Source organism: Paenibacillus sp. MAHUQ-45, from assembly GCF_058133325.1.
In genome coordinates this window covers 1-14,665 of record NZ_JBYUPV010000001.1, presented here as the reverse complement: position 1 = coordinate 14,665, position 14,665 = coordinate 1, and the positions used below count along the sequence as shown (strand labels likewise).

General features: G+C 46.9%; 8 protein-coding genes, 8 tRNA genes and 2 rRNA genes. All 18 read right to left on the bottom strand.

Translation table 11 applies throughout. The features are described from left to right. Nucleotides 1-216: 216 nt before the first annotated feature. The gene (locus AC3Y23_RS00090; RefSeq protein ID WP_379194360.1) at nucleotides 217-1,311 is read right to left on the bottom strand and encodes a GntR family transcriptional regulator; all 1,095 of its coding nucleotides are present in this window, start codon (nucleotides 1,309-1,311) and stop codon (nucleotides 217-219) included. Between the two features lie 168 nt (nucleotides 1,312-1,479). Beyond that, on the bottom strand, nucleotides 1,480-3,990 hold the full coding sequence (locus AC3Y23_RS00085) for a glycoside hydrolase family 38 N-terminal domain-containing protein (RefSeq protein WP_379194358.1): 2,511 nt from the start codon (nucleotides 3,988-3,990) through the stop codon (nucleotides 1,480-1,482). Beyond that, nucleotides 3,987-4,979, bottom strand: a complete 993-nt coding sequence (locus AC3Y23_RS00080; RefSeq protein ID WP_379194356.1) for an ROK family protein — start codon at nucleotides 4,977-4,979, stop codon at nucleotides 3,987-3,989. Before AC3Y23_RS00080 ends, AC3Y23_RS00085 begins: the two co-directional genes overlap by 4 nt. Next, a complete protein-coding gene (locus tag AC3Y23_RS00075; RefSeq protein ID WP_379194354.1) occupies nucleotides 4,979-6,850 on the bottom strand; it encodes a class I mannose-6-phosphate isomerase in 1,872 nt (623 codons plus the stop codon). Before AC3Y23_RS00075 ends, AC3Y23_RS00080 begins: the two co-directional genes overlap by 1 nt. A gap of 95 nt (nucleotides 6,851-6,945) precedes the next feature. Next, a complete protein-coding gene (locus tag AC3Y23_RS00070; RefSeq protein ID WP_379194352.1) occupies nucleotides 6,946-7,872 on the bottom strand; it encodes a helix-turn-helix domain-containing protein in 927 nt (308 codons plus the stop codon). Between the two features lie 654 nt (nucleotides 7,873-8,526). Then, complete coding sequence (locus tag AC3Y23_RS00065) at nucleotides 8,527-9,492, bottom strand: ABC transporter substrate-binding protein (RefSeq protein WP_379194350.1); 966 nt, start codon at nucleotides 9,490-9,492, stop codon at nucleotides 8,527-8,529. Between the two features lie 83 nt (nucleotides 9,493-9,575). Further along, the gene (locus AC3Y23_RS00060) at nucleotides 9,576-11,174 is read right to left on the bottom strand and encodes a helix-turn-helix domain-containing protein (protein ID WP_379194348.1); all 1,599 of its coding nucleotides are present in this window, start codon (nucleotides 11,172-11,174) and stop codon (nucleotides 9,576-9,578) included. A gap of 351 nt (nucleotides 11,175-11,525) precedes the next feature. Then, nucleotides 11,526-12,335: a CPBP family intramembrane glutamic endopeptidase gene (locus tag AC3Y23_RS00055; protein ID WP_379194346.1), complete on the bottom strand. Its 810-nt coding sequence runs from the start codon at nucleotides 12,333-12,335 to the stop codon at nucleotides 11,526-11,528. Between the two features lie 417 nt (nucleotides 12,336-12,752). Then, a tRNA-Leu gene (locus tag AC3Y23_RS00050) sits at nucleotides 12,753-12,831 on the bottom strand. Nucleotides 12,832-12,847: 16 nt separating this feature from the next. Then, nucleotides 12,848-12,924, bottom strand: a tRNA-Arg gene (locus AC3Y23_RS00045). 6 nt (nucleotides 12,925-12,930) lie between these two features. After that, nucleotides 12,931-13,005 (bottom strand) — tRNA-Gly (locus AC3Y23_RS00040). Nucleotides 13,006-13,042: 37 nt separating this feature from the next. After that, nucleotides 13,043-13,115 (bottom strand) — tRNA-Lys (locus AC3Y23_RS00035). Between the two features lie 42 nt (nucleotides 13,116-13,157). Next, nucleotides 13,158-13,235, bottom strand: a tRNA-Asp gene (locus tag AC3Y23_RS00030). A 24-nt stretch (nucleotides 13,236-13,259) separates the two neighbouring features. Further along, nucleotides 13,260-13,336 (bottom strand) — tRNA-Met (locus AC3Y23_RS00025). A gap of 43 nt (nucleotides 13,337-13,379) precedes the next feature. After that, nucleotides 13,380-13,455: transfer RNA gene (locus AC3Y23_RS00020), tRNA-Val, on the bottom strand. Between the two features lie 7 nt (nucleotides 13,456-13,462). Beyond that, nucleotides 13,463-13,534, bottom strand: a tRNA-Glu gene (locus tag AC3Y23_RS00015). 771 nt (nucleotides 13,535-14,305) lie between these two features. Continuing rightward, nucleotides 14,306-14,422: ribosomal RNA gene (gene rrf / locus AC3Y23_RS00010) — 5S ribosomal RNA — on the bottom strand. A gap of 146 nt (nucleotides 14,423-14,568) precedes the next feature. After that, nucleotides 14,569-14,665, bottom strand: a 23S ribosomal RNA gene (locus tag AC3Y23_RS00005); the annotation flags it as partial.

Below are 14,665 nucleotides of genomic sequence, written 5' to 3'. Positions count from 1 at the left end.
CGCTTACAAATAAACAATACAACTAATGAATATCTGTGTCAATATATTATTTATTTTTAGATTATTAATGATACAACAAATGATACATGAATTTGATAAATGCCCTAATCCCACTAATTGATACTCAATTAAGAATCGAAAAAAAGCGGCTTCGTTGAAAGTCCGCAACGGAATTCCAACAAAGCCGCTAATCAAATTGGTGCCAAAAAAGAACATTCAGAACCCTATCGAGCGAACAGTTTCCCCAATATAAATGTTCGATTTGCATACTTGTCCGTAAAACAATTGATCTTCATTACCATCCATCATGTTCAGCAATAACCCGGCAGCGCATTGCCCCATTTCATAAAAAGGCTGTGTGATCCCTGTTACATTTAGTTTGCTCCTGCGGTTTAAATTTTCGGCATCATAAGTTACGAGCGATACATCCTCAGGTATACGAACATTCATATGTTCTAAGGATTGGAGAGCTGCCTCCGCAATTTGATCATTTGCAGTAAATACAGCTGTGAACGACATTTCTTTCATTTTTCGCTCTAAAATTTCACAATAATGGTCAAATTCATCGGAGAAATCCTCATACTTGGTGGGAATAAACACTTCAAATTCATCGGAATACGACAGTCCTGAGTCAACAAATGCCTGCTTAAAGCCTGTAAGCCGTTCATTGATCGTGCTTATGTTACTATTTTTAATAAATAATATCCGTCTATGTCCTTGTTCGATGAGTAGCTTGGTCAGGCTGTAAGCGCCCGCAATATTATCGCTGGTTACATACGGAATGCTTGTATTGTAGACCACCCGATCCAAGCTTATGTATTTGATCCTATTATCCTGAAGTAAGGAGAAGATCCGATTATTAATCTCTTCATGCCCTTCGCTCATAAAGGGACTTAAGATAACCCCTTCTACCTTTCTTTCGACTGCCCCTCGTACGAGGGATTCCAGCTTTTCAAGATTTCGATCATCACTTGAACTCAGCAGCTGATAGCCCCGTAAAAACAAGGCGTCTTCCACACCTCGCAGTGCAGTCGCCCAGATCGGATTATCAATGCCAAATACAAAAGCAGCCACCAGACGCGTACCACCTTGCATGATTTCCTTCTCTTTATTCATGAAGGTGCCTCTGCGGCTATCCCGGATGAGCCACTCTTCCTCCGCCAATTCCTTGATCGCCTTTTCAATCGTATTCACACTAGACTCATAATATTGGGCAAACTCGCGGCTGGATGGTAGCCTATAGCCCTCAGTCCACTCTCCACTTATTAGCCTTTGCTTAATATCTTCTTTGATAACCGAGTACTTAGCCACAGCTTCATTCTCCTCATGTAATCTTATCATTCACTGTACCCTTCGCCCCAATCTGTGTCAAGTTTATTGATACAAGAAAACAAAAAAACACGAAGCAGCACTCCTCCAGAACGAACGGGAGAGAATGCTGCTTCCATGTTGTTTTATATGCAAAGTGAGCTTGTTACCTCAGTCGCGAGACCGGGTTACAACGAATGGATCAAGAAGGCCCTGCAGGGATGCGGCAATGCTGGCTGGAGCCATTTTAGCGCCTGTAGCAACGTAGTACTGGAACTCATAAAATCCGCCCAAGGTTGCTTTGAAATTCGTCTCCCAGTAGTTAGTCATGAGCCAGGCGTAGGTTTCCGGACTAGCGTCAGACCGCTGCTGAGTATGAACCTGTCTGGTGCCGTAATCTAGCGATCCCAATTGGATAAGCGGTGTATCTGGAGTCGCCAGCATCAGGGAACGCTTTTCATCCTGCCAAGCAATACCTGCTTGTACGGCGGAGTAGTCCAGACAGCTTCCCGGAATTTGATCTCTCCAAGGACGTACGAGACCGCCGGGCTTATCCGCATATAAAGTCTCTTGCTTACTTTCCCCAGCGGTAAACGGCAGCGCAAGATACACATTTTCCGGATTCCAGACACTGTCCTTATGGAAGCGAACGGAGATATCTACACGGCTGATCTTGGCGTATACCTTAAGGAACAAGGAGAAATAGGAGATTCCCTTCAATTGGTAGCGAAGCTCCAGCGTAGCATACAGCGGACCGTTATCCAGCTCTTTGACAGAGGCAAGCCGGCCGATCGACCGCTGCACACCCAGGCCTTTACGATTGCGTCCCATGCGTGACCGAACACCCCAGACCTCAGAGGCCTCAGATTCCTCAGCAGGAACTGTAACTTCATAAATCGGTGTAAAAGCACCATATTGTGCATCTGGGCGCAGCAACTCTTTGTCGTTCTTCTTATCGTACCATGAGGTAATGCCACCTGCTTCCGACCATTTCAGCGAGAGGAACGGAGACTCCAGACCATGCTGAGACAATGTGATTGGTGATGCAGCCGCTCCTGCCGACATAACAGGATACATATCGACCATATCGTATACCCGGTCACTACCGACCAGCTTCGTATTGGATACCGATATCCCTGTGCTCGCAGACTTCGGTGGCAGCGGACGCAAGGTTAGCATGCAGGTCTGCAGTCCCTTCAGCGTCAGCTCTGTGATGATGGTCTGCGGATGGGATGATTGCATAGGCAATACTTCTCCAGTATCTTCGCGGATGACCTCCACGCCACCGCGAAGCTCATCCGGCTCCCATCCCTCTAGCCTCAGCTGCACCAGCTCAGTGATTTCAAGCTCCGACGTATTCGTTACACGGAAGCGATATGGACGGCCTGGGTATAATGTCGCTCCATTCTCAGCCAACAGCACAGCATCCAGCGCACGATAAGCTAAACGGCTTGCTTCTGCGGCATGTGCCTGCTTGCGCACCTCCAGCATTTGTACATTTTTGTGCCACGGTTCATAAATGGAGGAGTGATAGCCCCAGGTATGCTCTGCATACAGAACCAGTGCCTGCTCGACAGACTCCAGCTCTTGATCACTGACGTGCTTCCGCTCGGGGTCCAGCTTTTCTACCTTACGAAGCGTGCGCTGCGCGTCACGGTAAATCTGGGTGTGCATTGGTGTGGAGCTGACGCCATCTGTCCACCAATCCGGCCAATCTCCTGCATGAACAGGCAGCTCTTCTAATCCTTCCTGCTTTAATCGCTCGAAGAATTGACTCAAACTGATCATTTCAATGGAAATCTGCTCACCGTGCTGACGATTCCATTCTCCAATCCATTCAATGATCGCACTGTTCGGCGCTCCATTGTCCGTGGGCAGTCCAGAGAGCATGACAGGCACGAATTCAAACGGATACTGTTCTGCCTCCAACTGGGTGAGATAGCGGTGAATACGGATATTAGCAATCTGATCGTGAATCTCACCCGGCTCAAAAAGCTTATGATTGAACTCGTCGCGGATCATATATTTGCCAAGCGCTCCCGGACATAGCCCGAGCTCGTTACCAAACATGTAGTGCTCACCGTTCCATACCAAGAGCCTCTCGCCGCTGGGAGACTCCCACCAGAACGGGAGCTGCTTGCGCCCAAGCGGGTACATGCCGTGATGAGTATGAATACAGCTGAATAAATGCTGGATACCATTTTGCAGCAGACTATCGGCATACCCCCAGCTATAACCGTTAATATCTGCCGTCATGGCACTGTCCACCTGATGTCCGATCGAACGGGCATAGGCTTGCGCTTTGCTATGGATTTTGCTTAGAAGATCGTAATCTGGCAGCTCGGTCATATTGAGATATGTGCCGGATAATTCGATGTCGCCCCGCAGAACGGCCTCGGCAAAATCCCGCTGCTCTTCAGCGCTGGCCTGCTGCAAAAACTGCTCCACAGCCCAGAAGGTCTCACACGTCCAACGGAATCCTTGCCACTCGGGGTTAGTTCCGTTATGAGCATCTTGGACAATACGCAGAGCCTGGCGAATGAAATCGACATGGTATTGTTCAATTTTCTCCTGACGCTCCGTATAGCCTAGATCGGTATGAGAATGGTGAATCGCATAAATTTTCCACTTGCGCGCAGGCATCGGAATAGAGCTCTGTTCGAGTTGCTGTTGAAGGTTCATGCTGGGAACTCCTTTATCTTATGAATGGTGTCAAACAATTGATCAATGCCATAAAACACTTGCTCAAGTACATCATTTTCAAAATAAAGCACCACCTGCTCCGGCTTGAGTGCACTTTGCAGGCTGTCTTCAAATAACTTGTGGCTTTTAGCGATTTGTCCGCCAAGGACAAGTTTGTCGGGCCGAAAGGCCGCTACATAAGGACGCAGCATAAGGCCAAGTCGCTGGCCGTATACCCTCCATACCTGGATTGCAGAGGGGTCTCCCGCTTGGGCAGCAAGGGCGAGATCATGTACATTGTCCGCGTTTGAACGGGCATGCAGACGATCGGCTAATGACAATATGCCTCTGCTGCCGAATACATCATCGATTACTTCTCCGTCAAACTTCTCTTCATACAGCATGCCTGTGGCAGGTACGCCTGATCTGCCTATGACTACCTTTCGCTTCTCAATAAAGGTAGACCCAAGCCCCGTTCCCAGCGTCAGACATAGCATTTTGTCCTCCGGGAACAATCTACTGACGCCAAGAGAGAACAGAACGGCATCATTGCCCAGCCGGATAGGTGCCACAGCCAGCTCCGACAACCATGTTACGGCCGGGTTTATTTCTGCACGTCGAATCAATTCATCCCGCAGCAGCACTTTTAAATTAAGGCCGTAAATGGAATCATATTTATTCAGCCCCCGAATACGTGAAATACCTGGTTCATATTCGAAGGGTCCCGGAAAAGCTAGGCCGATCACAAATCCAGCTTGAATGTCTTCGGAATCTAGCTGCGCTCTATAGGCAGCCGACAGTTCCAGAATAAGATCAGCCAGTCCGCCGACGATTTGATCAGGAGTTCCCTGCGAATGCGATGGCCGGCTGAGGGAAAGCTCCGGCAGGAGAATGCCGTTCTTCAGAACGCCAGCCTTTAGGTACGTCCCACCCGCATCAATGGCAATGGTCGTCATTAATCCGCTCTCTCGCAGGACCTCTGACTCCATTACACTTCACCATCTTGCCAATGATGAGGCAGCAGAGGCGTATTCCATATTGGAGATACCTGAGCAACGATTAAGCTGCATGGTTGGTCACCAATCGATTCAATCCGAAATTCCCCCACTGCGGCGGGAACAATGTAGGCCTCCGCATACCCCCATTCCACAGCGGCCTCCTCATTATTCAGCGGTGTAAGACGGACGCGATTGCCTTCGACTAGATTGAACATGAGAAATTGACCGTTCGTATCGCCATGCCATTCGCCATTCAGCTTTAATCTTTTGACCTGGAACAGCAAGTCTTCACGCTCTCCCAGTAATTCCTCGCTACTATTACCTTGTACGCGAGAAATGACAGGAGATGGCACCAGATGCTTGTTAACATAACGCGTATCGAAGCTGTCATTCATATTGCGGCTTGCATGGTCGCGGTTAATGGGCCGCGGTAAGCCATCTTTGTCCAGACGCAAGTGATCGTAAATCTTGAAGGTAAACCACCAGGTGGTAGATGAGATTTCCAGCACGAGATTGCCTCTGCCCGCGTAATGAACAGCTCCAGGTGGAATAAGGAACAAATCGCCTTTGTGAGCATCCAGCACGTTCACATACTGTCCTACTTCTAGCGGTTCTTTCGAGGCATGAGCGTTATCTACTGCGTCCAGCAATTGTTCTCCGGTTGTTCCTTCGGTAAAACCAAGGGCTACAAAGGGAGTTGCTCCTTCCTCTTGCTCCATGATGTAATAGGACTCCTGCTGGGTCATCCTCTCGTTGAAGGTTTCCTCAATATAGGATTGGCGGGGATGAACCTGCAGGGATAGATTGTCGCCCCCGATCGTATCCAGATAATCAAAGCGGATCGGGAAATAATCTCCGAACAGCTGGACATTCCGCTCTCCCATAATCTGCTGTGGATGGGCTGACAGCAACAGCGGGAACGGCAGCTCCAACGTATGACCGTAGGCTTCAATTAGCAGCGTATTTTCCGGTGCGATCGGCTCAAAGCTCCAGGCACAGTTATCCCATTCTTCCGGCAATTTACATAGCTTCTTCAAATACTGCCCGCCCCAAATGCCCGGAGCAAAGAACGGCTTTACGCGGATCGGCTGCTTCGCAGCAGCCTGCATGAGAGAACGCAATAAAGGAAGCGTAACAAACGTCGGCTGCTTCGGATCATTCATATCCATGTAATAGTCAAAATCATTCAGATAGCGCTTACGGTATTGGTCCCATATCGGCCACTCCAGGAACAACGCTTGTTTATAGGTCTCTACTGAATCTACACATTGCCCGAGTTGCAGCGAACCCATTCCTTGCCGGTGCAGCTGCTGTTGGTTCTCGCGTGAAATGTCACAAAATATAGATAGTGAGGCAGCAGAGGAGAGATAGCCTGCGCCTGGTCCATACGTAATAATCATCGTACGAGAACCATTCCCCTCCAAGGATTCCGAGGATTGATGAAGCATTTCGGCAACGTTAGTCTGCCAATCCGCTTGCGCCTGCGGCTTGAAGTAGTCTTTAAAATCGACATCTGAAGCTATAAATCCAAAGGCGCGGTTATCGGTCAAATAACGGTCAAACGCCGTTAATAGCTCTGCACTGCTTTTCATATAACGCGTACTATCGAGTTCAATGTATGCGATGTTCTCTTTGTGGCACAACGCTTGCAGTTGCTCAAGGATTGTCGTAAATGTAGCGCCGTGGGTACCATCAATGACTAAATGATATGTCTTGGAATTGTGTTGGTTAAAATGGTCCTCTATTAGCCGAAGCCATCCCTCATAGCCCGTCCCGATATCGGACTGCACTGCCTCATGACCTTGCAGCCTTACAGGATTAACCGGAACCGAATTAAAGGATCGAACTTTATTTACTTCCATTGCTGCTGCCTCCCAACTCGTAATCAATGTATGTTCACATTGTATAAATTGTTGGGGGCAGCGTCTTTAAAGGAAAGGGCACTATTTTTGTACAATCAGGACATGTTCGGAGGGTAATGATTTTTGCCGGAGCGACCTTCGGAGAATTGCGAACGGCGAAATTTGGCAGGGGATACGCCAAGCTCACGGGTAAACACACGGGTAAAGTAATGCACGGATTGAAATCCGCACTGTAATGCAATGTCCTTAATGGGTACATAATCATTTAGCAAAAGCTGCGCTGCATACTGCATCCGGCGCTCCTGAATATAATGTACGAAGGACTGACTGAGATGCTCCTGAAATAATCGGGTCAAATGCCGGGAAGAGATATGCAGATGACTCGCAACGGTCGCAAGCGTAAGCTCATTACTTAAATTATCGTCGATGAAACGCTTGGCTTGACTAAATAAAGCATGCCCTGGAGAAATCGGTTGCTGAACACTTTCACCTGCGGTTCGTGTCAAGCCATGCAATTCCGGGAAGGACAGCAGCAGCGAGTACGCCACATTTTCCAAAGCCAGCGGTATTGCTGAACCTGAACTAGCACACAACGCTACCAAAGACTGCCACAAATATCCTGTTGCGAGAAAATCAACCCCGCTTACAACGCTTTGTCTCTGCTCAGCGAGCTTACGATAGACTTCGAGATAAAAGGGCCCCGTTTGTGATTCATCGATTTCAAAAGCAACATAACATAAGGTCAATCCGGAAGTGCTGCGAATTTGGTGCCATACGCCAGGCGTTGATAGAAACGCCGTTCCTTTTACTAGATCATACTCCCTGTCGTGTTCATAATAGCTTCCCTCTCCGTCCATCACATAACAAGCTTCAAAAAAAGAATGGCGGTGGAGGGAATTATCGAAATGGGCCGGCATGAATCCCCAATATAAAATAGATATAGACAGGCCATCACCTTGAATTTTGGTAGCATGCCGGTTACATATAGCATTAGCTCGGCGGAAGCTGGATTGGATCGACATGTTCATCCCTCCTTAGTTCGCTCCCATTGTATACTGCTCTCTTTATGAAATACAAGCTGCATAAGCTGCTGGCTCGGCTCTACTGTCCTCACATCCGGCAAATAGCAATTCATCAAGACACTAAATTTGTTCGTGACTTTGAATAAAATTGACGAGGGTGTCTTAAACCTGTATAGCAGATGAAGGTGATCTAGGATCTTTCACCTTCTGCCTCCTCTCCATAATTTCTATAATTTAACTAAAAGTTCATTCCGTTTCGAGAAATTCCCACCATAATAATAACAGGGCCATAACTATAAATCACATTGTCACGTCCGTATCGCTAAATGGCAGGCTCATAACTAATGAGAAGGACAGAACTAAGAACAAGTTAAAATAAAACTTCCGCAGAATCAAATATCATGATTTACGTCGCAGTTGCGCAAACTTGCTGTTAGCAAATGGTATAAAGATGAAAGAAATTAAAGAGTTGATCGTTCATAGTGATTACACAACTACAGCCAATGTTTGTTCCTTCTAAAGCTATGAATTAGATTTTAAAATAAAAAAAAGCTCATTAGATTTTTCTTCTAATGAGCCTTTACTCGTTTAATTGTATACCAATGAGAAGACTCTAACCCCCACGGTTTCCCACTCGATTTTCAGCCGCACATGCTATCGAGAAGATTTTTCCAGCATTCGAACGGCTTCATCCAGCTGCCAGTTCATACTGATCAAATCTGTTTTAATCCAGTCCTCTGGTACAACGTATACACGATTATTTTTCACCGCAGGCAGCCCCTTCCAGATGGGACTCTCCTGCAACTCTTTTAAGCTTTGCTGCTCTTCTTCATTTCTTCCTGCTACAACAAACATATAGTCAGCTGCGAACTTCGGGAGAGTTTCCATAGATATCATAGCAAAAAACGGCTGATCACTATTCGAAATTTCTTGAACAGGGAGTGGCGCAGTAAAACCATAAGGCGTATACAGCGTCTCCTCTCCGCTTTTTGACGAAAAGACAAGCAGTTGGTTCTTTACAAAACGCATGGTGACAGCTGTGGCCCCTTCTTGCACAAATGGCTTAAGTCTTTGACGAGCCTGCTCCAGTTTTTCCTGATAGGCCGAAATAACTTGCTCCGCTTTTTCTTGTTTGCCTAAAATTTTAGCAATCGTCCGTTCACGCTCGAATACATTATCGCTATAGTTCACTGCAACTGTAGGAGCAATTTTGGATAACACTCCGTCTGTTTCAGCATCCGTATAATCAGCTACAATAATAAGATCGGGGTCAGCAGCGGAAATAGCCTCTAAATTGGGCGGCCAAGTTCCTATTTTGGGTAAACCTTTAACAAGCTCTTTGGTCAGCGGTTCTTCAAAAGCAGTGTCATGAGCGGCTACAGGCACGACGCCAAGCGCCAATACTTCCGATAAAAAGTCAGAGCTAATTACTCTTTGCGGATTTTCCGGAATCTCCACCTCTTTACCATTTGCATCTTTATATATTTTTGTAGAAGGTGCTTGAGCACTTGCTGATGGCGCTGCGCCTTCGCCGGATTCTTTCTTTGAACCTGTTCCACAACCAGCTGTCATTAGTAAAATGCACAATAAAACTGCAACGATACCTGCTTTTTTATTCATATAACTCCATAACCCCCAACTTGATAATGATTATCATTTTTATTTAAATCATTATAAGGGATTATGTGCAATAGTCCCATAGACTAAAGCGCCTTAACCATTTGGATGTTTCCGCCAAACAGGCTCATTAATGATGATAATTGACGATCATGCCCGTAAGCAGTGTATTCTACCCATGGGTCTTCTGGAACAACCTGTACCTTTTCCTGTACAACAGCTTTTAATGCCTTCCAAGCATCCGTGCCACTTAATTCTAACCAATTGTTATCAGCATGAAGGGAATGACTGGTTAGCACAAATATTCGATCAGGATCGTACTCCGCCAGCTCCTCATAAGAAACGGCGCGGATGACCGCAATTTGATCTGCTTCTCCCGCAGGAGTTAGCGAAAGATCGCCATATAAGACAGCCCCTACATTCCTGCTACCGAATACTTCAACGCCTCCCTTAACAGGACGTATAGCCAATACTTTCTCCCCTTTTAGTCGTTGGCCGACAAAATCTCTTACCAGTGCTGCTTTATAAGCATAACGCTCCAGCCATAGCTCTGCTTCCTTTTCTCTTTGCAAATGATGTGCAGCAAACCTCAGATGCTCCTTCCAATCCATCTCCATCCAGGGAATAAATACGGTTGAAGCAATTTGGCGTACTCGGCCCTGTTCAATGGGGTCCATCGTATTCAGCGCCACGATCAAATCAGGCCTAGCCTGCTCAAGAATACGGCGATTTTCTCCATAATGATGGCTTAGCAGTGTGTGAACGTCGGTAGCATATTTATTACGGTAATAATCTGTCCACCAATGATCTAATGGTGCTATTTCAGGAACGACTTGCAAGGGAAGCAAATGCCCCAAATTAAACCAGCTGTATGCTGCAATTTTTTTCTGCCTGTTTCTCATATATGCCGCTGGCGGAATGCCAACGTGCTGCTTGAATTTGCGTGTAAAATAATATTCGTCTTTATAGCCAACCAGCTCAGCCACCTCAGACATTTTCCTCATCTGTCCCGTAAGCAGGGATTTCGCTTCCTGTAGACGCCGTTTATTGACATATGACATGATGCTGCAATGATGGTTTTCTTTGAATTGGCGCATGAGATGCCGCTCGCTAAGCCCTGCTACAGCTGCTAGTCCTTCCACTGTCACATTTTTATGAAAATTATGCTCAATAAAATGCTCGACTCGCCCCAATGCCGACATTGCTGCATCATCCCGATGATTGCTAATCAATTTCATAGACTGATACAGAAGCTCATGAAAAATAGCTTGACTGCGAAATCTCTCCACTAGAGTCACAGTAGAAAATTGACGGTAGATCGCAGCGCATAAGTCAGCGATTGGCGGCAAGCTAGTAGCCGGTATTTTGAATGATCTTATTTCATTTAGATTATCTATATCATATTCACTATCCATCGTTTCCCCGGTATGGTAGGACAACAAATAAACAAGGACATCCTTTTCGGTATTGATGCCACACTCCCACAAATCTCCCTGTCTGACCAGATAGGCATCTCCTTGTTCCAAGGTCATGGACTCACCGTTTACAACGGTATGGATATTTCCTTTTATCGCAATAATAAGCATAGTGGTCTTTATTTTTTTTATATTGGAATTCCAATTCTCAAGATCACTAATACGTTTAATATCGGTTAATTGATACCAACTCACCATCACTACTGTCACCTTTCCCCTAAACATTGCCTCTATAAAAATAAGCTCATTATAGCATCGCATCCCCGCTAATTCTACACAGGTGCAGCTAGTAAATAATAGAGCCCACCAGGATTTCTCCTGACAGGCTCGTGTAGCAAACCATTATTCTCTGTCTTGCTTTGTAAAAAGGGATTGCTCCGCAACCTAGGTGGGTTCCTCTAATTTTGCTCTAAAGTAGCTCAGTAGGGTATCCGACTGTTTTCTGCTCTCTTCACCAAGTGGTTCGGCATCTTTAGCTATTCTCAAAGTATAACAGCAGTTGCGGGCTGTTCGGCATGTTGGCTGTGAGACAGGAGCGTGCTCGTCGACCGGACAGATGAATTAGCCGACTGATCGTGACACGTTTTGGGCGCTATCGCGCCCTCTTTCACGGCGGAGGATGATCGGGACCGTGATCACTGCAGCGATCACCAACAACGGAGCTAGTAAACCAGCGATGGGTAACGCCGACGCGCCATTCGCTGAAAAGACGCTAAAGTCCCAGAGCCCGTGCAGGAACATAGAGGCCACGAGCGATCCGGTAGACCGCCGGGCGAGGTAGAAAATCGAACCGAGGCCAAAAGCGATTATTACCTGGAACAGGGCTCCCGCCCCGATGCCCCAGAACATGTTCGGCAGGTGGAAGACTGCGAACATCGCTGTTGAGAGCAGCCAGACCCCGGTTTCGCCGAATCGGCTGCGCAGAGCAACTATCAACTGACCTCGGTTGATCATCTCTTCATTGAAGCCAACCATGATACTGCCGAAGATGAGATACAGCCACATGAGGGGCGTGACTCGGGTGAAATCGCCGGCCAGCATGTTCACGATCGCGATGACCAGCATGATGATCGGGAGAGTCATCGCCCACCCGGAAAGACTCCGCCTTTCAACCAGGCTAGGGTGCCACCATCCGTAGATCGTGACCATTGTGATGGTCAGCACGGCACCGCCAGACAGCGGTGCTATATACCAGAGAAGAAGGGTCCGCTCACTCTCACCCACTCGCGTGTAGTCGATATCGTTGAGCACGAAGATCGCGTAGAAGACTGCGCTGTAGAGGAAATAGGTGAGAACACCCCATCCTACGCGGGGAGGAACCCGAAGGGCAGGAGCCAAAGATTCTTGCAGCTTGTCCCTATTGATTGACATTATAAACACTCCCATTAAAAATTAATATTTTCTTTCAAGCACCAGTATAGGGCCTCACGTTACGTTATGCGCAAGCCCTTTTTATCCGACAAAAGATAGCCATAGCCAAAACGCTCATATTGAATGAGATGCCTAGGCAACATTCAATATGAGCGTTCTTGTTGCCTTTTATGAATGGAGACGTAGCGAGGTTGCCAGGCTGAAGTGGTCAGCAATTGATCTAAGTAACTGGTGTAGGAATGAAAGAAGTCTAAGAGTGGCTGGGCCATAGGATTACTCAACTACAGCAAATGTATAATCTCATTTGAAGTACAGTTCGAAGGCTTCGTCAGCTAATGCTATGAATGTAGTTCTAAATATAAATAAAAAAGGTTCATTAGGCTTAATGCCCAATGAACCTTTACTTGTTTCATATAATACCGGTGAGAGGACTCGAACCTCCACGGTTTCCCTCTCGATTTTGAGTCGAGCGCGTCTGCCATTCCGCCACACCGGCATATTTAGTTTAAAGATGGCGCGCCCTGAGAGATTCGAACTCCCGACCTTTTGATTCGTAGTCAAACGCTCTATCCAGCTGAGCTAAGGGCGCAAATTATGGAGCGGACGACGGGAATCGAACCCGCGACCCTCGCCTTGGCAAGGCGATGCTCTACCGCTGAGCCACGTCCGCATACGGTAAATTTTCATTCGGCACACTTTAAAGAAAGTGAGCCATGAAGGACTCGAACCTTCGACACCCTGATTAAAAGTCAGGTGCTCTACCAACTGAGCTAATGGCTCATACTTGCAAAATACAACTTCTCAACTTTAAAGCAGAAAAGATGGCGGAACCGACGGGATTCGAACCCGCGATCTCCTGCGTGACAGGCAGGCATGTTAGGCCAACTACACCACGGTTCCAGGAATATTTGCATGAATGAAAATTGGTTGCGGGGGCAGGATTTGAACCTGCGGCCTTCGGGTTATGAGCCCGACGAGCTACCGGGCTGCTCCACCCCGCGTCAGTAAAAAGTATTTAACTTATCTTCTAAAATAAAATCTATATGGTGGAGGCTGAGGGGATCGAACCCCCGACCCTCTGCTTGTAAGGCAGATGCTCTCCCAGCTGAGCTAAGCCTCCATGGATATGACCCGTAGGGGATTCGAACCCCTGTTACCTCCGTGAAAGGGAGGTGTCTTAACCCCTTGACCAACGGGCCGTGCGTTAATGTTTTTCCGTGACAACAAAAAATATCTTATCATATTATTTCGGATATAGCAACAGTTTTTCTGAAATATTTTTAAAAATATTTTTTCAGTGTATAATTCTTTTTCATTTAGGAGTATATTGAGTTACTTTAAGGCTACCTGAAGCCGTGAGAACGACTCTACGCTACGTGTTGTAATAATTCTATTCCAACCCACGATGCTATGAGTTCTACTACCTCTGAGACGCTCAGAAGCTCTGTATCAAGATGATCGTGGAAGACCTCACTTGAAAGCCCTCTGAGGCATCGGTCGATCTCCTGGGCATGCCCAGGAGTCATATCCCCCCCACGCCCTTCTAGCCGCTTCAATAAGCTCTCACGCGAAGCCAGCAGTGTAAAATGATGCCGTCCCCTCTTAGCTTACCTGCGATCTGTGCAAAGTAATTCTCGTTCCCCACAGTCATGGGACGATAATGATCCCTTTATAATGATGGGTAAGATGCTTAAGCATGGAATGATTATTTCACGCCAAAGCAGATGGTCCTAGAAATCCCGTGGCATCAGATAGAGGGCGCACTTGCCCGAAGATAGTAACCGGCATTCTCCGGATCAAATACGTAGGGTAGGGTGCCGGAGGCAGCGAATTAACGTATAAGCTGTTTCACTTTTGCCAGCACCAAAAGCACCATTAATCTAAATGATCACGCTACTATCCTTCACTCAGGATTCAAGAGTTCACAATAAAATAAAAGACCACTGTTGAATTATCAACAGTGGTCTAGTGCTTGGCGGCGTCCTACTCTCCCAGGACCCTTCGGTCCAAGTACCATCGGCGCTGGAGGGCTTAACGGTCGTGTTCGGGATGGGTACGCGTGGAACCCCTCCGCCATCGCCACCAAACGGGCATTTGCGGTACAAATGCATTATACAGGTCTCAGCATCGCCAAATGCTGAACACAAGTTTTCGAAATATAAGCCACTAGGACTTTATTTCTTATTACTTGATTCCTGAAAACTGGATCGAAACGAATTTGCATTTTATCTAGTAGGATAAGCCCTCGACCGATTAGTATTGGTCAGCTCCATGCATTGCTGCACTTCCACCTCCAACCTATCTACCTCGTCGTCTTCAAGGGGTCTTAC

Bases quoted from the DNA above. Each gene is read 5' to 3' on its own strand.
- AC3Y23_RS00055 (WP_379194346.1), bottom strand. From the start codon at position 12,335: ATGTCAATCAATAGGGACAAGCTGCAAGAATCTTTGGCTCCTGCCCTT.
- AC3Y23_RS00080 (WP_379194356.1), bottom strand. From the start codon at position 4,979: ATGGAGTCAGAGGTCCTGCGAGAGAGCGGATTAATGACGACCATTGCC.
- AC3Y23_RS00065 (WP_379194350.1), bottom strand. From the start codon at position 9,492: ATGAATAAAAAAGCAGGTATCGTTGCAGTTTTATTGTGCATTTTACTA.
- AC3Y23_RS00085 (WP_379194358.1), bottom strand. From the start codon at position 3,990: ATGAACCTTCAACAGCAACTCGAACAGAGCTCTATTCCGATGCCTGCG.
- AC3Y23_RS00075 (WP_379194354.1), bottom strand. From the start codon at position 6,850: ATGGAAGTAAATAAAGTTCGATCCTTTAATTCGGTTCCGGTTAATCCT.
- AC3Y23_RS00070 (WP_379194352.1), bottom strand. From the start codon at position 7,872: ATGTCGATCCAATCCAGCTTCCGCCGAGCTAATGCTATATGTAACCGG.